A 19,420-nucleotide genomic window follows, 5' to 3' on the forward strand; every position below is an offset into this window, starting at 1 on the left:
GACCCTCCGCCCCGCCGGCCCGTCCCGGCGGCCCTCCGCCGCACCGAAAGGCCCGCCCGCATGCTGCTCGACCTCCCCCCGATGACCGCCGACCGGTTCGCCGCGATCGAGGACGGGGTGGCGGCCCTGCTGCGCACCCGCAACGACGTGATCGTCACCCAGGGCGAGGCGCTGCTCCCGCTGGAGGCCGCCGTCAAGGGCGCGGCGCACCCGGGCTCGACCGCGCTGAACGTCGTCACCGGCCCGTACGGGCAGACCTTCGGCGGCTGGCTGCGCGACGCCGGGGCGGAGGTCGTCGACCTGGTGGTGCCGTACGACGCGGCGGCGGGCGCCGAGCAGGTCGCCGCGGCGCTGAACTCGCACCCGGAGATCGACTTCGTCTCCCTGGTGCACTCCGAGGCCGCCACCGGCAACACCAACCCGGTCGCGGAGATCGCCGAGGTGGTCCGGCAGCACGGCGCACTGCTGATGCTGGACGCGGTGGCCTCGGTGGCCGCCGAGCCGCTGCCCACCGACGAGTGGGGCGTCGACCTGTGCGTGATCGGCGGCCAGAAGGCGATGGGCGGCCCGGCCGGCGTCTCCGCGGTGTCGGTGAGCGAACGCGCCTGGCAGCGGATCGCCGCCAACCCGGCCGCGCCGCGCCGCTCCTACCTCTCCCTGCTGGACTGGAAGGAGCGCTGGACCGACGCCGGCCGCACCCAGCTCCCGCACGCCCCGGCCCAGTTGGAGATGCTGGCGCTGGAGGAGTGCCTGGCCGCGATCGAAGCCGAGACCCTGGACGCGGTGATCGCCCGCCACCGCGCCGCGGCCGCCGCCACCCGCGCGGGCGCCCTCGCCCTCGGCACCCTCGCCCCCTACGTCCGGCGCCCCGAGCACGCCGCCCCGGTCGCCACCACCCTGCGCACCCCCGAAGGCGTCGACGCCGCCGCCCTGGCCGCCGAACTCCGCCGCCACGCACCCCAGTTGCCCGTCCAGGCGGGCGGCGGCCCGCTGGCCGCCACCATGCTCCGGCTCAACCACTACGGCCCGGCCGCCACCCCGGAGACCGTCATCGCCGCCCTGGAACTCCTCGCCCAGGCCACCGGCGCCCCGGCCGCGGCGGCGGTCGCGGCGGCCACCGGGGCGTGGGAGCAGGCGATCAGCTCCTGAGCCAGGAGACCTCGATCTGCTCGCACAGCGCGTCCAACGCCTCCTCGCTGGTGGCCCGCAGCGCCAGCCAGGAGTCGCCCTGCACCGCCAGCAGGGCGTCCGGGCGGGCGAAGAAACGGGTGTCGATCCCGGGCTCGTACAGGCGCGGCAGTTCGGTCCACCCGGTCAGGGAGGCCGGGTCGACCTCGCCCGCGTCCACGTACGCGTCCTCGTCGAACAGCGGCTCGGTGAGGACGACGGCCAGGCACTCGGTGGAGAACCGGGCCGTCCAGGGCTCGGTCCGCGGGGCGTCGGTGTCCGGCCAGACGACGGTCGGCGGGTCGTCCTGGCCGAGGGCGGCGAGCGGGACGCCCCAGTAGGCGCAGGACTGGTTCTCGACCCGGTAGACCAGGCAGTCCAGGTCGACGTACAGGCGGTCGGGCGTCAGCAGGGTGTCCTGGTTGCCGGTGAGGTCGGGGCGGTTGCCGAACAGCCGGTACGCCTCGCGCAGGGCGGCGGGCAGGCGCAGGCCGAGGCGGGCCTCGGCGGCGTCGAGTTCGGCCTCCGGGCAGCCGTCCTGCGGGCGCAGCGGGGCGTCCCAGAAGGCCGCGACCCGGGCGATCAGCCGCCAGGCGGCGGTGCGGTCGGTGAGGGCGGCGGGCAGGTCGCGGGGGAGGTCGAGCGTCATGCCCGGCACGGTAGCGCGCGGCGGTGACGCTCCCGGTCCGGTCCGGCGGGGCCAGGGTTCGACTGCCGGTGGCCCGCCGTTCACCGGGCGGGCGGACGGTGGACGCCCGGGCGGTCTTGGCTGAGCAGCCCCCGCGAAGTTGGCTGTACAACCGGAGGCTGACCCGATGTCCGTGCCCAACCCTTACTGGCTGCGCGACAACTGCCCGTGCACCGAGTGCCGAGACCCGCGCGGCGGGCAGAAGCGCTTCCAGATCGGCGACCTGCCCGACGGCCTGACCGCCGTCGGGGCCGTCGAGGACGCCACCGGCCTGGCCGTGCACTGGTCCGACGGCCACCGCTCGCACTACCCGGCCGGCTGGGACGCGCCCGCCGCCCCCGACGAGCGCACCGAGCACGCCAAACGGCTGTGGCGGGCCGCCGACTTCGCCCGCGGCCTGCCCGAGGCCGACTGGGCCGCGTACCTGGCCGACCCGGAGGAGCGGATCGCGGTGCTGGCGGCCGTCCGCCGCTCCGGCTTCGCGCTGCTGCGCGGCGTCCCGGCCGAGCCGGGGCGGGTGCTGGAGGTCGCCCGCAGCTTCGGGTACGTCCGGGAGACCAACTACGGCGAGCTGTTCGACGTCCGGGTCGAGCCCGACCCGGCGAACCTGGCGTTCACCGGCCTCGCCATCGCCCCGCACACCGACAACCCCTACCGGGACCCGGTGCCCACCCTGCAGCTGCTGCACTGCCTGCGCAACGACTGCGCGGGCGGCGACTCCGGCCTGGTCGACGGCTTCCGGGCCGCCGACCTGCTGCGGGCGGAGGACCCGGCCGCGTTCGCGCTGCTGGCCCGTACGCCGGTGCCGTTCCGCTACCGCGACCGGGGCACCGAACTCGCCGCCGAGAAGCCGCTGATCGGTCTCGACCCGCGCGGCGCGATCCGCGAGGTCCGCTTCAACAACCGCTCCACCGACACCGCCGCGCTGCGCGCCCTGTCCCCCGCCGGGCTGGACGCCTTCTACGCCGCCTACCGCCGGTTCGCCGCGATCACCCTGCGCCCGGACCTGCGGCTGGACTTCCGGCTCGCCCCCGGCGACTGCCTGCTCTTCGACAACACCCGGCTGCTGCACGCCCGCACCGCCTTCGAGACCGGCGACGACAGCGGCGACGGCACCGGCCACCGCCACCTCCAGGGCTGCTACGCCGACCTCGACGCGCTCTCCTCCACCCTGGCCGTGCTGCGCCGCCGCACCGCCGCCCTGGACGAACTCGAGGAACTGTTCGAGGGCGAGGGCGCCGGCGAGTACCTCGGCGAGGCCGTCACCCTGGCCGCCCACATGCTGCAGGCCGCCGCCCTGGCCCGCACCGCGGGCGCCCCGCCCGCCCTGGTGGCCGCCGCCCTGCTCCACGACACCGGCCACTTCCGGGGCAGCGGACGGGAGTTGATGGCCGGCACCGACAACCGCCACGGCGCCACCGCCGCCGCCCGGCTGGCCCCGCACTTCCCGCCCGCCGTCACCGAGCCGGTCCGCCTGCACGTCGACGCCAAGCGCTACCTGTGCGCCACCGAACCCGGCTACCTCGACCGCCTCTCCCCCGCCTCCGTCCACACCCTGGCCCTCCAGGGCGGCCCGATGTCCCCGGCCGAGGCCGCCGCCTTCGCCGCCCACCCGTTCAGCGCCGACGCCGTCGCCGTCCGCCGCTGGGACGAGGCCGCCAAGGACCCGGCCGCCGCGACCCCCTCGTTCGCCGAATTCCGGCCGCTGCTCCTGGATTCGATGCGCTAGGCCCCGTCCGGCCGACCTTGCCGGGCGCCCACCGCCGCGCGCCGATCCGACAAGACCGGCCGGACGGGGCCTAGCCGCGCAGCGGCGACAGCTCGAACCAGACCTTCCGGCCGTAGGCGCTGCGTTCGGCGCCCCACCGGTCGGCGAGCCTGCTCAGCAGCAGCAGGCCCCGGCCGGCCCCTTCCTCCGCGAGCGGGTCCACCTCCGCCAGGGCGGGCAGTTCGCGCTGGTCGTCGGTGATCTCGACCAGCAGCCGGTCGGTCCACACCAGCCGCAGCCCGATCGTCTCCTCCGCCGCCGCGACCGCGTCGGTGGCCAGTTCGCCGACCAGCAGGGTGGCGGTGTCGGCGATGGAGCCCAGCCCCCAGGCCGCGAGCTGCCGGCGCACCAGCCGGCGGAGCAGCGGCACCTCCACCGGCCGGGGCAGGATCTCGTAGCGCTCCTCCTCCGCCCGGGGCGCGCCGTCGAACGCGGCGGCCAGCACCGCGAGGTCGTCCCGGCGCTCCACCGCGCCCGGTGCCTCGAGCACGAAGTCGCACACCTGCTCCGGCAGCCACCCCGATCCGGTCAACCCGGCGCAGTGGTCGGCCAGTTCGACCCGGTTGCCGCTGCACAGCACCAGCACGGAGCCGTCCGGGACCTCGATGGTGCGGGCGGCGAACGGGACGCCGCCGACGCCGATCGGGGCGTTCGCGGGCAGGGCGACCTCCGTGCTGCCGCCGCCGGGGTGCAGCAGGACGGGCGGCAGGTGCCCGGCCGAGGCGAGTTCGCAGGTGCGGGCGACCGGGTCGTAGACCGCGTACAGGCAGGTGGCGAGGTGGTCGTCGCCGAGCCGCTGGGCCAGGTCGTCCAGGTGCCGCAGCAGCCGGGCGGGGGGCACGTCCAGCAGGGTGAAGGCCTGCACCCCGGCCCGCAGCCGGCTCATCGCCTGGACGGCGGGCAGGCCGTGGCCCAGTACGGCGCCGACCACCAGGGCGATCCGGTTGCCGTGCAGCGGGACGGCGTCGACCCAGTCGCCACCGGCCCCGCCCCGGTGCCCGCCGGGGCGGAAGCGGTGTGCCGGCCGCGCCCAGGGCGTGCCCGGCAGGGTGTCGGGGATCATCGAGCGCTGCAGCGCCCGCGCCAGCCGGGCCTCGGCCCGGTGCATCCGGGCGCTGTCCAGCAGCAGCGCCCCGCGCTCGGCCAGGCCGGCCAGCAGTTCGGCCTCGGCCCGCCCGTACGCCGCCCGGCCCCCGTCGCCGCCCGCGCCGCCGAACAGCCGGAGCACGCCGAACACCTCGCCCCGGACGGCCAACGGCAGTGCCAGCACCGGGCCTTCGGGCGATTCGGCGTGCACCGGCGCACCCTCCCGGAGGATCCGTTCGGCCTGTACGCGGGGGACCACCACCCGGGCGCGGTCCTCCCCCGCGGCCCCGGCCGTGCCGAGGCGGTGCAGCAGCAGGCCGTCCGGCGTCCAGCCGTCGGGGGCGCCGTCCTCCCCGACGAACGCGGCGCGCACCTCGACGGCGGCCGCGGCGGCCCAGCCGGGAACGAACACCGCGCACAGCTCGGCGGCGGTGGTCTCCGGGTCGGCCCCGGTGCCGACCGTCCGGGCGAACTCCCGGGTGAGCACCGCCGCGGGCGACTCCAGCTCCGCCCGGTAGTCGAACTCCCGCTCCCGGCGGGCCCGTTGGGTGGCGAGCGCGGCCTCGGCGGCGAGCAGCCGGGCCTCCAGCCGGACGCACTGCTCCTCGGCGTCGTGGCGCAGCCCCTGGGCCCGGGCGAGTTCGGCCCGCAGCAGGTCCAACTCCCGTTTCAGTTCCCGCAGTTCCTCCCGGGCGAAGTCGGCGCCGGATCCGTCCGACCGGCGCTCCAGCGCGCCGGGGCCGGTCTCGTAGCGGGCGGCGGCCCGGTCGGTCTCCAACTGCCGGTAGCGCTGTTCGGCCTGCGCGGCCTGCGCCTCGGTGGCCTGCAGGGAGCGCAGCAGGTGCCGTTCCCGGACGCCCGCCAGCTGGAGTTCGCGTTCGGCCGCGCCGAGCCGCTCGCGGAGCTCCTCGACCTCGTGCCGGGAGGCGTTGCGCACCCGCAACGCCGCCATCCGCAGCCGGTGGGCGTGCTCCTGGACGTCCGGCGAGACCGACTGCCCGGTGGTCTCGGCGACCTGCCGGAGCAGTTCGTCGACGAAGTCCTTCGGGGCGATCCGGGCGCCGCTCAGGTAGCGCGAGACGCTGCCCTTGTCGCGGTTGCACCGGGCGGCGTACCGGGTGAGCGAGAGGCCGAGGGCCCGGAACAGCTGGCCCAGGAAGGCGGTCAGGGCCGCCACCTCCGGCTCACCGCCCGGCAGTTCGAGCGTCATCGCCTTCCTTCCCCCGTTGCCGGACATCGGCAATCCGTTGCGGCTGGCGCAACGCCCGGTCCGCCCCGAAGAGTAGGAGGAATCCGCAACTCCCCGCAGCGAAAGGCCCATTGATGTTCACCGAAGCCGTCCGCGCCCTGGCCTCCTGCCAGCGCGCGGTCATCGTCGCCCTGGCCCTGCTGCCGGTGCTCCTGGTGACGGCGGCCTGCCTGCCGGCCGTCCTGCTGCTGCCCGCCTTCCCGGGCGGCGTCCGCCGGCTGACCGTGCTGCTGGCCCAGCTCCGGCGCTGGACGGGGGAGGTGCTGACCCGGAGTCAGCCCGGCAGCGCCGCCGTCAGGTCGATCTCGACCAACTGGCCGGTGTAGCCGAGGGCGGCGACGCCGAGCAGGGTGGAGGCGGTGCTGAGGGCGGGGGCGAGCGGGGAGGCGGCCAGCCGGTCCCAGGCGCCGGCGAGGACCTCGCTGCGGTCGCTGACCACGTAGACGACCGAGCGGACCACCCGCTCCGGCCCGATGCCGATCGCGGCCAGCGCGGTCAGGGAGTTGGCCACCACCTGGTCGATCTGGGCGTCCAGGTCTCCCGCGCCGACCAGCTTCTCGTCCGCGTCCAGCGGGCACTGCCCGGCCAGGTGCGCGGTGCGCCCGGCCTCCACCACCGTGATGTGCGCGTAGCCGGAGGTGGGGTGGAGTTCCGCCGGGTCGATGCGCGTGATGTCGGTCATCCGGCGATTCTCACCGGCGCGGCGGCCCGGCGGCACCCGGTTTTCCGCCGCCGCCCGACCGCCGCCCGACCGCCGCCAGGCCGCTGCCCGACCGTTGCGGCCACCGCTCAGTCGTCGTCCCGGGCGTGCCGCGAAAGGGCCGAGGACGCCAGCGAGTTGTGGATGGAGAAGGCGACGGTGCCGGGCAGGTAGCGGTCCTGGGACCACTCGACGGGGGTGCCGGTGGGGTCGGTGGTGCGGCGCTTCTCGCGCAGCAGCGGGCTGCCGCGGCGGCAGGAGAGCAGGCGGGCGTCGTCCGCGTTGGCGGCGACCACGTCGATGGTGTGGTCGGCGTCGGTGAACAGGATGCCGTGCTCGCGCAGGGGTTCGGTGTGCGAGACCACGTCGGGCGGGAGCTGGGCGACCACCTCGCCGACCCGGGGCGGGTAGACGGTGCGCTCGACCATGACGGGGGTGCCGGAGAGGGTGCGCAGGCGGAGCGTCACGTAGACCTCGGTGCCGGGTTCGAGGCGCAGCTGCTCGCGTTCGGCGGCGTCGGCGGGGCGGCGGATCAGCGATTCGAGCCGGCCGCCGGGCTCCTCGCCCATCGAGCGGGCCCAGTGGGTGAAGGAGAGCAGCTCGGAGAAGGACTGGACGCGGGCGCTGCCGAGGACGACCCGGCGGGTGCCGCGACGGGAGGTGACCAGCCCGTCGGCGCGCAGCATGGCGAGGGCCTGGCGGACGGTGCCGCGGGAGACGCCGTACTGCTCGGCGAGGGCGCCCTCCGCCGGCAGGCGTCCGGCTTCGCCGAACGAGCCGGAGGTGATCGCTTCGCGCAGGTCGGCGGCCACCTTGCGGTAGAGCGAGCCGGCGGCGCGGTCCTGGTCGAGTGCCACGTGCGTCGAGTTCCCTTGGTCGGTGAGGAGCCTGGTCGGTGAACCTGGCCGGTGAGGGCCCTGGTCGGTAAGGAGCCCGGCCGGCAAGGAGATTGGGCCGTGTCCGCGCCGTGATCGCGCGTACACCACGGACTCTAGCCCTTGCGGCCGGCGCCTCCGGCTCCGGGCGCGACCGTTCCCGCAGCCGACCCCCGGCCTGGGCCGTCCGTTCACCTTCCCGTCACCGGCCTCGGGCGTACTTGCTTCCGGCGCCGGAAGTTGGCTGGCCAACTTGGCCGGACAACCGGCCGCGCCGCGCACCGAACACTCCCGTGATCTCTGCAGCTCCACTTCCTCCAGGAGACCCTCCCGTGACCGTGCACCGCCACCGCGCCGCCGCCCTCGCGGCCGTGCTGACCGCTGCCGCGCTCTCCCTCTCCGCCTGCGGCTCCGCCGGCTCGACCGCCAAGTCCGGCGACGCCGCGAAGGGAGGCGCCAAGGACGCGAGGACCGCGACCTCGCTGGCCGACTTCGGCGGCATGGACGGCCTGGTGGCCGCCGCGAAGAAGGAGGGCAAGCTGCACGTCATCACCCTCCCGCGCGACTGGGCCAACTACGGCAAGCTGATGGACGACTTCAAGGCGAAGTACGGCATCGAGATCGAGGACGAGAACCCGGACGGCTCCAGCCAGGACGAGATCAACGCGGTCAAGTCCCGCAAGGGCCAGGACCGCGCCCCCGACACCCTGGACCTCGGCTCGGCGTTCGCGCTCTCCGCCGCCAAGGAGGGCATCCTCGCCCCCTACAAGGTGGCCGGCTTCGACAAGGTCCCCGCCACCATGAAGGACCCGAACGGCCTCCAGGTCAACGACTACGGCGGCTACGTCTCGATCGGCTGCGACGCCAAGAAGGTCGCGGTCTGCCCGAAGACCTTCGCCGACCTGCTCAAGCCGGAGTACAAGGGCCAGGTCGCCCTGAACGGCAACCCGACCAAGTCCGGTTCGGCGTTCGGCGGCGTGTACGCGGCCGCGCTGGCCAACGGCGGCTCGCTGGACAACATCCAGCCCGGCATCGACTTCTTCGCCAAGCTGAAGCAGTCCGGCAACTTCAACCCGGTCGAGTCCACCCCGGCCACCGTCGAGAAGGGCGAGACCCCGATCTCGATCGACTGGTCGTACCTGAACGCCGGCTACACCGACGAGTTCAAGGGCAAGGGCGTCGACTGGCAGGTCGCCGTCCCCACCGACGGCTCCTACGCCCAGTACTACAGCCAGGCCATCAACAAGGACGCCCCGCACCCGGCGGCCGCCCGCCTGTGGATCGAGTACCTGTACTCGGCCGAGGGCCAGAACGGCTTCCTGGGCGGCTACGCCACCCCGGCGCTGTTCGACGCGATGAAGGCGGACGGCACCCTGGACGCCACCGCCGCGGCCAAGCTGCCGGTCGTCGAGAAGCCCTTCACCACCTTCCCCAGCCCGGAGCAGGTCGACGCGGCCAAGAAGGTCGTGACCGACAACTGGGCCAAGGCCATCGCGGGCTGATCACCGACATGACCACGGCTCCCACCCCGGTGCCGGCCCCGGCCGCCGCTGACCCCAGCGGCGGCCCGGGGGCTCCCGGCGCCGCCACCGCGTCCCCCGCCCCGCGCCCCGCCCGGCGCCGCCCGCGCGGCGGTGCCTGGCTGGCCACCGTGCCGCTGCTGGCCTTCTTCCTGGTCGGCTTCGGCCTGCCCGCCGTCGCCATCGTCACCGGGGCGTTCACCGTCTCCGGCGACGCGGAGACCGGCGCCGGCTCCTTCACCACCGCCAATCTCACCGACTCGGTGCAGGGCGCGTACTGGACGGCGCTGCTCTCCAGCGTGAAGCTGTCCGCGCTGACCGCGCTGATCGGCACCGTGCTCGGCGTCCCGATCGCCCAGGCCGTGCTGACCTCCCGGTTCCGGCTGCTGCGCGAGGCGGTGCTGACCGCCTCCGGCGTGCTCGCCAACTTCGGCGGCCTGCCGCTGGCGTTCGCCTTCGTCGCCACCCTGGGCAACGCGGGCGAGGTCACCAGGATGTTCCACCTGACCGACCACGGCTGGTCGCTGTACAGCTTCTCCGGCCTGACCGTCACCTACCTGTACTTCCTGGTGCCGCTGATGGTGCTCACCATCACCCCCGCGCTGGAGGGCCTGCGGGTCCAGTGGCGCGAGGCCGCCCAGAACAACCGGGCCACCGCCCTGCAGTACTGGCGGCACGTCGCGCTGCCGATCCTGTTCCCCTCGCTGCTCGGCGGCTTCGTGCTGCTGTTCGGCTCCGCGTTCGCCGCGTACGCCACCGCCGCCGCGATGGTCGGCGCGACCGTCCCGCTGATCAGCCGTCAGATCGCCGACGCGCTCTCCGGCAACGTGCTGGTCGGCCAGGGCAACCTGGCGCTGGCGCTCAGCCTGGACATGATCATCGTGGCCGTCCTGGTGATGGCCGTCTACCTGCCCCTCCAGCGCCGGAGTGCCCGATGGCTCAGCTGATCTCCCGCCTGCGGGTCTGGCGCGGCGCGGTCCTGCTGCTGGCCGGCCTGTACTTCCTGGTGCCGCTGGCCGCCTCGGTCTGGTTCTCGATCGACGACCCGAGCGGGATCTCCTTCGACGCCTACACCGGCCTGCTCTCCGCCCCCGGCTTCACCGACAGCCTGGTGCTCACCCTGGAGCTCGCCGCCGTCACCGTCGTGGTGCTGCTGCTCCTGCTGGTGCCCGCGATGATCGCGGTCCGGCTCGGCGCGCCGAAGCTCCGCCCGGTCCTCGAAGTGGTCTGCACCCTCCCGCTGGTGGTGCCGCCGGTCGCCCTGACCGCCGGCCTGATCGGCGTGCTGCGCTGGGGCCCCGACTACCTGATGGACACGCCGTTCTTCCAGACCTTCGTGTTCGTCCAGCAGCCGGAGTTCCCGCTCGTCCTGGTCGTCGCGTACGTCCTGATGGCCCTGCCGCTCGCCTACCGCGCCCTGGACTCCGGGCTGCGCGCCGTGGACGTGCGCACCCTGGTCGAGGCCGCCCGCAACTGCGGCGCGAGCTGGCCGCGGGCCGTGCTCTCGGTGATCGTGCCGAACCTGCGCGGCGCGCTGCTGAACGCCGCCTTCCTCACCCTGGCCCTGGTGCTGGGCGAGTTCACCACCGCCTCGATCCTCGGCTACCAGCCCTTCGCGGTGTGGATCTACTCGGTCGGCAACAGCCAGGGCCAGATGTCCGTCGCGGTGTCCGTGCTCAGCCTGCTGATCACCTGGGTGCTGCTGCTCCTGCTGGCCGCCGCCGGCCGCGAGCGCCGCCACAAGACCGCCGCCACCTCCTGAACCGCTCCCGGAGACCGCCACCCATGAGCACCGCCACCACCCTCCTCGCCAAGGACACCGCCACCGGCAGCGCCACCGTCGAATTCCGTTCGCTGCGGCGGCAGTTCGGCACCACCACCGCCCTCGACGGCCTCGACCTGACGGTCCGCCCCGGCGAACTGCTCGCCCTGCTCGGCCCCTCCGGCTGCGGCAAGACCACCGCGCTGCGGATCCTGGCCGGCTTCGAGACCCACGACTCCGGCGAGGTGCTGGTCGACGGCGAGGACATCACCCGGATCCCCGCCCACCGGCGCGACGCCGGCATGGTGTTCCAGTCCTACAGCCTCTTCCCGCACCTCACCGCCGCCGACAACGTCGCCTTCGGCCTGCGGATGCGCGGCGTCGGCAAGGCCGAACGGCTGCGCCGCGCCCAGGAGTTGCTGGAACTCGTCGGCCTCCCGCAGCGCGCCGCCCACTACCCGCACCAGATGTCCGGCGGCCAGCAGCAGCGCATCGCGCTGGCCCGCGCCCTCGCCCTGCAGCCGCGCGTCCTGCTGCTCGACGAGCCGCTCTCCGCCCTCGACGCCAAGGTCCGGCTCGCGCTGCGCGAGGAGATCCGCCGCCTCCAGCAGGAACTCGGCATCACCACCCTGTTCGTCACCCACGACCAGGAGGAGGCCCTCTCGATGGCCGACCGGGTCGCCGTCCTGCGCGCCGGCCGCCTCGAACAGTGCGCCACCCCCTCGGAGTTGTACTCCCGGCCGGCCACCGCGTTCGTCGCCGAGTTCGTCGGCACCATGAGCCGCATCCCGTGCTCGCGCACCGCCGACGGCCAGGTCGAGGTGCTCGGCCGCCGCCACCCCGTGGACGGCACCCTCCCCGCCGACGGCGACCTGCACGTCCTGGTCCGCCCGGAGAACGTCCGGCTCACCCCCGCCGAGGACGGCACCGCCCTGGTCGTCGCCGCTTCCTTCCTCGGCGCCGTCACCCGCCTCACCGTCCGCCTCCCCGACGGCACCGAGATCAAGTCCGACCTCCCCACCGAAACCGCCGCCACCCTCCCCCTCGGCAGCCGCGCCGCCCTCACCCTCCCCGACCGCCCCGTCCTGGTCGACCACGCCCCGACCACCCCCTCCTGACCCCCGCCCCCGCCCCCCTCCCGCGCCCCGCCGGGGGCGCGAGGAACTGCGCGCAGCGGCAGGCATCAGCCCGACACCCGTCCACCGAAAGCCAGTTGCACGCTGCTCCACGCCCCGCCCCGCGTGCCCGAAGACCCCCGTAAGGTACCGCCATGCCTGCACCCCGCCCCGCCGCCGTCCTGTTCGACATGGACGGGACCCTGGTCGACACCGAGCACCTGTGGTGGCAGGCCGCGGCCGAACTCGCCGCCGAGCTCGACCTGGCCCTGACCGACGCCGACCTCCCGGACGTCCTCGGCCAGGCCGTCGAGCACACCGCCGCCCACTTGCACCGCAGCAGCCGCACCTCGCGTCCGGAGGCCGACCTGGTCGCGCACCTGAACGACGCGTTCGCCGCGAAGGTCGGGGCCGAGATCGTCCCCCGCCCCGGCGCCCTCGCGCTGCTCGCCGCGCTGCGCGCCGCCGGCGTCCCGACCGCGCTGGTCTCGGCGTCCCCGCGCCGGGTGGTCGACCTGGTGCTGGACGCGATCGGCCCGCACTGGTTCAGCACCACGCTGGCCGCCGAGGACACTCCGCGCACCAAGCCCGCCCCGGACCCGTACCTGGCCGCGGCCGCCCGGCTGGGCCTGACCCCGGCCGTCTGCGTGGCCGTCGAGGACACCCCGACCGGTGTCGCCTCCGCCCGCGCGGCGGGCTGCCCGGTGCTGGCGGTGCCGTCGGCCGTCCCGATCCCGGCCGTCGCGGGCACCACCGTGCTGGACAGCCTGGTCGACGCGGACCTGCCGTTCCTCGCGGCGCTGGCCGCCCCCGCGGCCTGATGCCGTACCTGCTGCTGGCCCTGGCGATCGCCTGCGAGGTGTGCGCGACCAGCCTGCTCAAGCTCACCGACGGCTTCTCCCGGCTGTGGCCGAGCCTGGCGGTCGCGGTCGGCTACGTGCTGTCGTTCGCCCTGCTGGGCCGGGCCCTCCGGCACATCCCGGTCTCGGTCGCGTACGCGGTCTGGTCGGGCGCGGGCACGGCCGCCGTCGCGGCGATCGGCGCGTCCTTCTTCGGCGAGCCGCTGGGCCGCCTGCAGTGGTGCGGCATCGCCCTGGTGATCGTCGGCGTGGTCCTGCTGAACCTCCGCTCCGCCCACTGAGCCGCCGCGACCCGCGGCCCGCGCCGCGCTCACCCCACCTGGTCCGCCTCCAGTCCGGCCCGGAGGGCGGCCAGGGTCGTGGCGAGGCGGGCCAGGTCCTCGGGGGGCACCGACGCGGTCAGCGCCGCGCTCTCGGCCTCCACCACGGGGCGGGCCGCGGCCAGTTGCGCCTCGCCCTCGGGGGTGAGCCGGAGGAGGGAGGAGCGGCGGTCCTCGGGGTTCGCGACCCGCTCGCACCAGCCCGCCTCCACCAGCCGGTCGACCGCCTTGCTGACGGCGCCCACCGTGATCGCGACTTCGGCGACGAGATCGAGGACGCGGCACCCGGGCACCCGGTCGATGATCTCCAGGAACTCGAACTGCCCGAGCCCCAGGCCCTGTTGGGCGCGCAGCCGGGCGCTCACGGCGTTGTAGAGCCGGGTCTCGACGCGGATCAGGTCGACGAGGACCGGAGTGACGTGGCTCACACTTCCCCCAATGGATTCCCAGGAATCTTCTTCTCTGGAATATGGTTCAGGTCAGCAGATGCATTCCTAGGAATCCATCCTCGCACACCGACCCCTCTGGAGGCCCCCGTGTCCCGTCAGCAGCGCGAAGCCCTGGACGCCCTGCTCCGCTCCGCCCCCCGCCCCGAGACCCCGCCCACCCCCGAGGAGCAGCGCACCGGCTTCGCCGCCGCCGTCGGCCGCCCCGCGCCGGAGGCCGTGGCCGTCCGCCGGACCGTCCTGGGCGGCCGTCCGGCCCTGGAGCTGGAGCCGGCCGACGCCGCCGACCACGGCCTGCTGCTCTACCTGCACGGCGGCGGCTACCTGGTGGGCTCGCCGGACACCCACGCGGGGCTGGTCGGCGAACTGGCCCGCCACTCCGGGCTGCGCGCGCTCTCCCCGGACTACCGGCTGGCCCCCGAGCACCCCTTCCCCGCCGCCGTCGACGACGGGTTCGCGGCCTACCGCGAGCTGCTGGAGTCGGGCACCGACCCGCGGAGCCTCGTCCTGGCCGGCGACTCCGCCGGCGGCGGGCTGGTCCTCGCCACCCTGCTCGCCGCCCGCGACGCCGGGCTTCCGCTGCCCGCCGCCGCGGTCCTCTTCTCGCCCTGGGTCGACCTCACCCTCGCCGGGGCGAGCTACCGCTCCCGGAAGGAGGCCGACCCGCTCTTCACCGAGGCCGACATCCGCGCCTACGCCGACCACTACCTCGGCACGGGCGACCCGACGGACCCCCTGGCCAGCCCGCTGTTCGCCGACCTCACCGGGCTGCCCCCGCTCCTCGTCCAGGTCGGGACGAACGAGCTGCTGCTCGACGACGCGGTCCGGCTGGCCGCCCGCGCGGCCGAGCAGGACGTCGCGGTCACCCTCGAAGTGGAGTCCGGCCTCCCGCACGTCTTCCAGCAGCAGTTCGGCCGCCTCGACGAGGCCGACGCCGCCCTGCAGCGCGCCGCCCGCTTCCTCACCGCCCACCTGGACGCGGCCCGCCTCGACGCCCTCGCCCCGGCCCGCTGAACCGGCCGCCGAACCGGCCCGGCCCGATCGCGGGCCCGGCCGGCCCGACCCGCTACCTGAGCGTTCCCCGCAGCGCGTCGACCCGGTTCGCGGAGGCGGTGAAGTCGTTGCGGTCCAGTTCCCCGGAGGCCAGTCCGGCGGCGAGGGCGGCGGCGGCGCTGTCGCCCTGGGCGACGTCCCGGCCGGAGCAGAGCAGCAGGTCGACCCCGGCCTGGGCGACTGCCATCGCGCGCCGGTCGGTGCCGCCGACCGGGTCGAGGGCCTTGGCCTCCAGCGCGTCGGTGATGGTGACGCCGTCGTAGTGCAGGCGGCTGCGCAGCTCGTCGCGGACGATCGTGCCGGACATGCCGGCGGGGGTGCCGGGGTCGAGGGCCGGGTAGACCGCCCAGGAGAGCATCACCAGTTTGACCCCGGCGGCGATCGCGTCCCGGTAGGGGCGTTCGTCGGTGCTGCGCAGCTGGTCGAGCGGCAGGCCGAGGGTGACGGGTTCCTCGTCGGTGTTGGCGCCGGCGGGGGCGCTGCCGAGGCCGGGGAAGTGCTTGGCGGTGGCGGCGACCCCGGCGTCCTGCTGGGCCTTGACGAAGGCGGATCCGAGCCGGCCGACGGTGGCGGGGTCGGTGCTGTAGGAGCGCTGCGCGGAGTCGGCGAAGTCGCCGGGGGTGCGGTAGACGTCCAGCACGGGCGCCAGGTTGAGGTTGAGGCCCTGGTCGGTGAGCGCGGTGGCGGCTTCGCCGCCGGTGCGGGCGGCGGCGGCGAGCGGGTCGGCGGCGCGGCCGACGTCCTTGGCGGACTGTTCGGGCCCGCCGGGCACCCGCCGGACGAGTCCGCCCTCCTGGTCGGTCATCAGCAGCAGCGGGCGCCGGCCGGGGCTCTGCTGTTCGGCCTCGCGGAGCCGGGCGACGGCGGTGCGCAGCGCGGTGCCGCCGCTGCCGACGTTCTCGGCGAAGAAGATCACCCCGGCGACCCGGCCCTCGCGGACCCGCTGGAGCAGCGTGTCGGGGACGGTGGTGCCGGGGTACGAGTAGACGATCCGCTGTCCGACGAGCCGGGCGTCGCCGGGGCCGGTGGTCGGCGCGGGGGTGCTCGGCTCGGGCGTGGGCGTCGGCGTGGGCGTCGGGCTCGGGCTCGGGCTCGGAGTGGGGGTCGGGGACGGCGTCGGGCTGGGGCCGGGGCTGCTCGGTCCGGCGCTGCCGGTGGTCGTTCCGGCGCCGCCGGAGGGGCTGCTGCCGCCGCTGCCGCTCCCGGAGGAGCCGCAGCCGGTGAGCAGCGCCAGTCCGAGGGTGAGCACTCCGAGCGAACGCACTGACCGCAACATGCCATCAGATAAGCACGCCGGGGCGGCCCGAACCAGTACCGCGCGGCCCCGGGGCGTCGCCGGGGCCGCGCGGTCACCGCCGGTGGGCGGCCGCCGGGGTCAGCGGGCGGCCAGCAGCGCGGGCAGTTCGGCGATCGAGGCGAGCACGTGGGTGGCGCCGTCGGCGCGCAGCCGGGGCTCGTCGTGCGCGCCGGTGAGCACGCCGGCCACCACCGAGGCGCCGGCCCGGGCGCCGGTGAGCATGTCGTAGCCGGTGTCGCCGGCCACCGCGACCTGCTGCACCGAGTCGGTGCGGGTGCGCAGCAGGGCGGTGAGCGCCAGGTCGGGGTGGGGGCGGCCGCGGCCGGCGTCGGCGGGGCAGAGCGTCAGGTCGGCGATGTCCTGCCAGCCGAGCGCGGCCAGGATGCGGTCCTGGGTGGTGCGGGAGAAGCCGGTGGTGAGCGCCACCTTCCGGCCCCGGCCGCGCAGTTCGGCGATCGCCTCGGCGGCGCCGGGCAGCGCCTCGCAGCGGCCCTGGTCGACCAGGGCGTCGTAGGCGGACTCGAAGGCGAGGTTGGCGCCCTGGGCGCGGTCCTCGTCGCCGAACAGGTGCCGGAAGACGGAGATCTTGGACTCCCCCATGGTGGCCCGGACGTGCGCCAGCATGGTGGCGTGCTCCGGGCTTCCGGTCTCCACCCCCTGGGCGCGGGCGGCGGCGGCGAAGGCCAGCTCCACCAGGCCGTCGTCGGCGACGGTGGTGCCCGCCATGTCGAGCACCACCAGGGTCACGTCGTGCGTGGTCATGTTCAGCCTCTGTCGGTTCACGGAAGGATGGGCGGGGCCGGGCGGGGGCTCAGAGCCCGGCGGCGTCCGCGGTGGTCTCGGCGATGGCCGGGGAGCAGGTCATGCCGCGGCCGCCGGGGCCGGTCACCAGCCAGGCGGTGTCGGCGAGTTGCTGGCGGTGGACGACCCGGGCGGGGTCGGTGCACTGGGCGTAGACGCCGGCCCAGCGGCGGCGGATCCGGGGCAGCGGGCGGCCGAGCAGGTCCGCGGCGACCTCGGCGAGGTGGTCGTACGGGTCCTCGACCACGTCGAAGCCGAACGGCTGGTCGTACTCGTGGGTGTCGCCGACGGTGAGTCCGCCGTCCTGGCGCTGCACCATGAGCAGCTGCATCCTGTGCTGTTCGGCGACGGGCGGCTGCGGCTGGCCGGCCCGCAGGGCGTCCAGTTCGGGGCCGGCGAAGGCCGGGTAGTAGCGGAAGGAGTCGCCGTCGGCGACGGAGGTGGTGAGGGTCTCGCCGAGCGGGTCGGTCTGCATCATCTGCAGGCGGACGCGGCGCACCGGCAGGTCGGGGGCGAGTTCGCGGACGAGTCCGCCGAGCCAGGCGCCGGTGCACAGCAGGACGAGGTCGCCCTCGTGCAGCTGCCCGTGGTCGTCGCGGACGGCACGGCCGCCGACCAGGTCGCGGACCTCCCGGCCGGGCAGGAAGGTGTAGCGGCCGGTGGCCTCCAACGCGGCGCGCAGCGCGGGCTGGGCGACCCGGGGTTCGACGGCGGCGTCCCGGGTGCAGTGCAGGCCGGCCAGGTAGCGGCCGCGCAGCGCCGGGTTGAGGGCGCGGACCTGGTCGGGGCCGAGCAGCCGGTAGCCGCGGGACTCGGCGTCGGGGAGCTCCAGCGCGGCTTCGGCGACGGCGAGTTCGGCCTCGGTGCGGGCCAGGGTGAGCGAGCCGTTGGGCCGGAACCACAGGCCGGGGACGCGGGCGCCGATCTCCTCCCACAGCTCGCGGGCCCGCAGCGCGGTCGCCAGTTCCGGCCCGGCGGCCCGGCCGCTGACCCAGACCAGGCCGAAGTTGCGGACGGAGGCGCCGCGGGCCTCGGTCTCGCGTTCCAGGTGGACGACCTCGTGGCCGCGTTCGACGGCCTGCCAGGCGTGCATGGTGCCCAGCACGCCCGCTCCTACGACGATGACTCTCATGCGGACAGGCTCGGGCGCCGAGGTGGCCGCCAGTGGTCGGACTCCCGTCGCGGAGGTGAACCGCCCGCAAGAGTTGTCCATACAACCTGGCCACCCGAGGCGCCCGAAGCAGCAAGCCCCGCGGCCCGGGGCGCCGGACCTCAGCGCAGCACGCGCGCGTGCAGGTACTCGCGCCGCCCGAACCGCGGCTCGTCCACCGCCGTCAGCTCCTCCACCTGGAAGCGGTACAGCGCGGCGGCGCCCCGCCCGGCCAGGAACTGGGCGGCGACCTCGGGGTCGGCGGCGAACGACGGGTAGCGGCTGCGGTAGGCGGCCAGCGCCGCCTCGGCCTGCCGCCCCCAGGCCTCGCCGGCGCTGCCGGTGAGCTGGATGCCGCGCAGCTGCTCGCCGTAGGCGGGCGGCTGGAGGTGGACGGTGGCGGCGGCCCGGGCCTCCTCGGCCAGGTGCAGGCTGTGCCGGGTGGAGCGCTCGCTGACGAAGTACAGCACCAGGTCGGAGTCGAAGGCGTAGAAGGCCAGGTTGGCGTGCGGGCCGCGCTCGTGTCCGGCGGTGGCGAGGCTGAGCACCGTGCTGTCGGCGAGCAGGCCCTCCACCCCCTTCCCGAGCTCGTCCGCGGGCCAGTTCCCCTGGATGACGTCGAGTCGGTACGGCATGGCGCGTCCCTCCGCAGAGCTGCAGGAAAAAGCGAGCCGGGCGGGGGAGTACTCCCCTGCCCGGCTCACATGCTCTCCCCGCGCGGCGCGGGGGCACAAGAGGCCGACCGGCCCGGATCGATCAGGCCCCGAGGGCCCCCGGACCAGCCCCGTTCAGGCCGCTCCGGCCCCCAGGAAGGACCCGAGCGGGCCGGTCCTGAGCCGGTCGACCAGCGGCGCGGCCCGGCCGGCGAGCGCGGCCAGCGGGAGCGCCACCAGGACGCCGACCAGCGCGGCGACCAGCACGTCGTGCGGGTAGTGCGCGCCGACCCAGACCCGGGAGGCGCCCATCAGCACGGCGGCGGCCAGCGCGATCCAGCCGAGCCGGCGGTCGGCGTACCAGAGCGCGGCGGCGGCGGAGAACGCGGCCACCGTGTGGTTGCTGGGGAAGGCCCAGTCGCCCACCGGCGCGCAGGACTCGATCACGAAGCTGCCGGGCAGCTGCTGGCACGGCCGGACTTCCTCGACCAGCGACTTGAGCACCGAGTTGACCAGGTAGGCGACCACCATGATCAGCGGCGAGGCCAGCACCCGGGCCATCACCACCGAGTCGGCGGCCCGGGCCCGCCACCAGGCCCAGAGCATCAGCAGTGCGAACACCGCGATGCCGTACGCGGACCAGGTCTTGACCAGCTGGTCGAACCAGTGCGGTGCGGACTCGGCCCACCCGGTGACCCGGGTGTAGAGGCCGCCGTCGATGCCGCTGCCGTCGTAGGCGAGCAGGCGGGCGGGGGAATGAACATTCGGGATCACAGGGACAACATGTACCAGAACGGGCGCGGCGGACGGCGCACTCACCGCTCCGAGCGACAGGGTCAGGGGCAAGGCTGGCGGACCTCCCATTACGTTGGAGGGCGTCCGCACGGGGACGCACCCCAGCGTCTACAGT

Annotated in this window: 20 protein-coding genes; 10 read left to right on the forward strand and 10 right to left on the reverse strand. The window is 75.2% G+C overall.

The genetic code is table 11. From position 1 onward, the window contains the following. Positions 1–60 precede the first annotated feature (60 nt). Positions 61–1,149, forward strand: coding sequence for an aminotransferase class V-fold PLP-dependent enzyme (locus EDD39_RS32560; protein WP_123562897.1), 1,089 nt, complete (start codon positions 61–63; stop codon positions 1,147–1,149). On the opposite strand, the gene EDD39_RS32565 is transcribed toward EDD39_RS32560, so the two are convergent. After that, positions 1,139–1,816, reverse strand: a complete 678-nt coding sequence (locus EDD39_RS32565) for an SMI1/KNR4 family protein (protein ID WP_123562899.1) — start codon at positions 1,814–1,816, stop codon at positions 1,139–1,141. The genes EDD39_RS32560 and EDD39_RS32565 overlap by 11 nt on opposite strands. 166 nt (positions 1,817–1,982) lie before the next feature. Here EDD39_RS32565 and EDD39_RS32570 point away from each other — a divergent pair, with 166 nt between their 5' ends. Beyond that, positions 1,983–3,584 carry a TauD/TfdA family dioxygenase gene (locus tag EDD39_RS32570; protein WP_123562901.1) on the forward strand — a complete coding sequence of 534 codons (1,602 nt, stop codon included), beginning with the start codon at positions 1,983–1,985 and terminating at the stop codon, positions 3,582–3,584. Positions 3,585–3,654: 70 nt separating this feature from the next. Here the strand turns inward: EDD39_RS32570 and EDD39_RS32575 are convergent, their stop codons facing one another. After that, entirely contained in the window at positions 3,655–5,919 is a 2,265-nt protein-coding gene (locus EDD39_RS32575; protein WP_123562903.1) for a PP2C family protein-serine/threonine phosphatase, read from the reverse strand. Positions 5,920–6,032: 113 nt separating this feature from the next. Here EDD39_RS32575 and EDD39_RS32580 point away from each other — a divergent pair, with 113 nt between their 5' ends. Further along, positions 6,033–6,284 carry a hypothetical protein gene (locus EDD39_RS32580; protein ID WP_123562905.1) on the forward strand — a complete coding sequence of 84 codons (252 nt, stop codon included), beginning with the start codon at positions 6,033–6,035 and terminating at the stop codon, positions 6,282–6,284. Here EDD39_RS32580 and EDD39_RS32585 read toward each other — a convergent pair. Together EDD39_RS32585 and EDD39_RS32590 are read right to left on the reverse strand one after the other, a co-directional pair. Then, positions 6,233–6,640 carry a RidA family protein gene (locus tag EDD39_RS32585; protein WP_123562907.1) on the reverse strand — a complete coding sequence of 136 codons (408 nt, stop codon included), beginning with the start codon at positions 6,638–6,640 and terminating at the stop codon, positions 6,233–6,235. The genes EDD39_RS32580 and EDD39_RS32585 overlap by 52 nt on opposite strands. Before the next feature lie 107 nt (positions 6,641–6,747). Then, positions 6,748–7,515 (reverse strand): GntR family transcriptional regulator, encoded by a 768-nt coding sequence (locus EDD39_RS32590; protein ID WP_123562909.1) that lies wholly within the window; start codon positions 7,513–7,515, stop codon positions 6,748–6,750. Between the two features lie 350 nt (positions 7,516–7,865). Here EDD39_RS32590 and EDD39_RS32595 point away from each other — a divergent pair, with 350 nt between their 5' ends. The 6 genes from EDD39_RS32595 (at position 7,866) to EDD39_RS32620 (ending at position 13,071) form a co-directional block, all read left to right on the forward strand. Next, positions 7,866–9,035, forward strand: a complete 1,170-nt coding sequence (locus EDD39_RS32595) for an ABC transporter substrate-binding protein (protein WP_123562911.1) — start codon at positions 7,866–7,868, stop codon at positions 9,033–9,035. Between the two features lie 8 nt (positions 9,036–9,043). Beyond that, positions 9,044–10,000 (forward strand): ABC transporter permease, encoded by a 957-nt coding sequence (locus EDD39_RS32600; protein ID WP_208765698.1) that lies wholly within the window; start codon positions 9,044–9,046, stop codon positions 9,998–10,000. Further along, positions 9,988–10,815, forward strand: coding sequence for an ABC transporter permease (locus EDD39_RS32605; RefSeq protein ID WP_208765699.1), 828 nt, complete (start codon positions 9,988–9,990; stop codon positions 10,813–10,815). Before EDD39_RS32600 ends, EDD39_RS32605 begins: the two co-directional genes overlap by 13 nt. A 23-nt stretch (positions 10,816–10,838) precedes the next feature. Beyond that, complete coding sequence (locus EDD39_RS32610) at positions 10,839–11,933, forward strand: ABC transporter ATP-binding protein (RefSeq protein ID WP_123562913.1); 1,095 nt, start codon at positions 10,839–10,841, stop codon at positions 11,931–11,933. A 152-nt stretch (positions 11,934–12,085) separates the two neighbouring features. Next, a complete protein-coding gene (locus EDD39_RS32615; protein WP_123562915.1) occupies positions 12,086–12,751 on the forward strand; it encodes an HAD family hydrolase in 666 nt (221 codons plus the stop codon). Then, positions 12,751–13,071 carry a DMT family transporter gene (locus tag EDD39_RS32620; protein ID WP_123562917.1) on the forward strand — a complete coding sequence of 107 codons (321 nt, stop codon included), beginning with the start codon at positions 12,751–12,753 and terminating at the stop codon, positions 13,069–13,071. The genes EDD39_RS32615 and EDD39_RS32620 overlap by 1 nt, the downstream gene beginning before the upstream one ends. Positions 13,072–13,100: 29 nt before the next feature. Here EDD39_RS32620 and EDD39_RS32625 read toward each other — a convergent pair whose 3' ends face one another. Continuing rightward, complete coding sequence (locus EDD39_RS32625; RefSeq protein ID WP_123562919.1) at positions 13,101–13,538, reverse strand: MarR family winged helix-turn-helix transcriptional regulator; 438 nt, start codon at positions 13,536–13,538, stop codon at positions 13,101–13,103. Positions 13,539–13,646: 108 nt separating this feature from the next. Here EDD39_RS32625 and EDD39_RS32630 point away from each other — a divergent pair, with 108 nt between their 5' ends. Further along, complete coding sequence (locus tag EDD39_RS32630) at positions 13,647–14,570, forward strand: alpha/beta hydrolase (protein WP_123562921.1); 924 nt, start codon at positions 13,647–13,649, stop codon at positions 14,568–14,570. A gap of 52 nt (positions 14,571–14,622) precedes the next feature. Here the strand turns inward: EDD39_RS32630 and EDD39_RS32635 are convergent, their stop codons facing one another. The 5 genes from EDD39_RS32635 to EDD39_RS32655 form a co-directional block, all read right to left on the reverse strand. Continuing rightward, the gene (locus tag EDD39_RS32635) at positions 14,623–15,873 is read right to left on the reverse strand and encodes a glycoside hydrolase family 3 N-terminal domain-containing protein (RefSeq protein ID WP_244257391.1); all 1,251 of its coding nucleotides are present in this window, start codon (positions 15,871–15,873) and stop codon (positions 14,623–14,625) included. 111 nt (positions 15,874–15,984) lie between these two features. Next, positions 15,985–16,668: a phosphonatase-like hydrolase gene (locus EDD39_RS32640; RefSeq protein WP_123562926.1), complete on the reverse strand. Its 684-nt coding sequence runs from the start codon at positions 16,666–16,668 to the stop codon at positions 15,985–15,987. Between the two features lie 49 nt (positions 16,669–16,717). Further along, entirely contained in the window at positions 16,718–17,839 is a 1,122-nt protein-coding gene (locus EDD39_RS32645; protein WP_123562928.1) for a TIGR03364 family FAD-dependent oxidoreductase, read from the reverse strand. 140 nt (positions 17,840–17,979) lie between these two features. Continuing rightward, complete coding sequence (locus EDD39_RS32650) at positions 17,980–18,492, reverse strand: pyridoxamine 5'-phosphate oxidase family protein (protein ID WP_123562930.1); 513 nt, start codon at positions 18,490–18,492, stop codon at positions 17,980–17,982. A 153-nt stretch (positions 18,493–18,645) separates the two neighbouring features. After that, the gene (locus tag EDD39_RS32655; protein WP_244257392.1) at positions 18,646–19,284 is read right to left on the reverse strand and encodes a phosphatase PAP2 family protein; all 639 of its coding nucleotides are present in this window, start codon (positions 19,282–19,284) and stop codon (positions 18,646–18,648) included. Between the last annotated feature and the right edge of the window lie 136 nt (positions 19,285–19,420).

It is taken from the genome of Kitasatospora cineracea (genome assembly GCF_003751605.1).
Taxonomy (GTDB): Bacteria; Actinomycetota; Actinomycetes; order Streptomycetales; family Streptomycetaceae; genus Kitasatospora; species Kitasatospora cineracea.

Bases quoted from the DNA above. Each gene is read 5' to 3' on its own strand.
- EDD39_RS32560 (WP_123562897.1), top strand. From the start codon at position 61: ATGCTGCTCGACCTCCCCCCGATGACCGCCGACCGGTTCGCCGCGATC.
- EDD39_RS32565 (WP_123562899.1), bottom strand. From the start codon at position 1,816: ATGACGCTCGACCTCCCCCGCGACCTGCCCGCCGCCCTCACCGACCGC.
- EDD39_RS32570 (WP_123562901.1), top strand. From the start codon at position 1,983: ATGTCCGTGCCCAACCCTTACTGGCTGCGCGACAACTGCCCGTGCACC.
- EDD39_RS32575 (WP_123562903.1), bottom strand. From the start codon at position 5,919: ATGACGCTCGAACTGCCGGGCGGTGAGCCGGAGGTGGCGGCCCTGACC.
- EDD39_RS32580 (WP_123562905.1), top strand. From the start codon at position 6,033: ATGTTCACCGAAGCCGTCCGCGCCCTGGCCTCCTGCCAGCGCGCGGTC.
- EDD39_RS32585 (WP_123562907.1), bottom strand. From the start codon at position 6,640: ATGACCGACATCACGCGCATCGACCCGGCGGAACTCCACCCCACCTCC.
- EDD39_RS32600 (WP_208765698.1), top strand. From the start codon at position 9,044: ATGACCACGGCTCCCACCCCGGTGCCGGCCCCGGCCGCCGCTGACCCC.
- EDD39_RS32605 (WP_208765699.1), top strand. From the start codon at position 9,988: ATGGCTCAGCTGATCTCCCGCCTGCGGGTCTGGCGCGGCGCGGTCCTG.
- EDD39_RS32610 (WP_123562913.1), top strand. From the start codon at position 10,839: ATGAGCACCGCCACCACCCTCCTCGCCAAGGACACCGCCACCGGCAGC.
- EDD39_RS32615 (WP_123562915.1), top strand. From the start codon at position 12,086: ATGCCTGCACCCCGCCCCGCCGCCGTCCTGTTCGACATGGACGGGACC.
- EDD39_RS32620 (WP_123562917.1), top strand. From the start codon at position 12,751: ATGCCGTACCTGCTGCTGGCCCTGGCGATCGCCTGCGAGGTGTGCGCG.
- EDD39_RS32640 (WP_123562926.1), bottom strand. From the start codon at position 16,668: ATGACCACGCACGACGTGACCCTGGTGGTGCTCGACATGGCGGGCACC.
- EDD39_RS32645 (WP_123562928.1), bottom strand. From the start codon at position 17,839: ATGAGAGTCATCGTCGTAGGAGCGGGCGTGCTGGGCACCATGCACGCC.
- EDD39_RS32650 (WP_123562930.1), bottom strand. From the start codon at position 18,492: ATGCCGTACCGACTCGACGTCATCCAGGGGAACTGGCCCGCGGACGAG.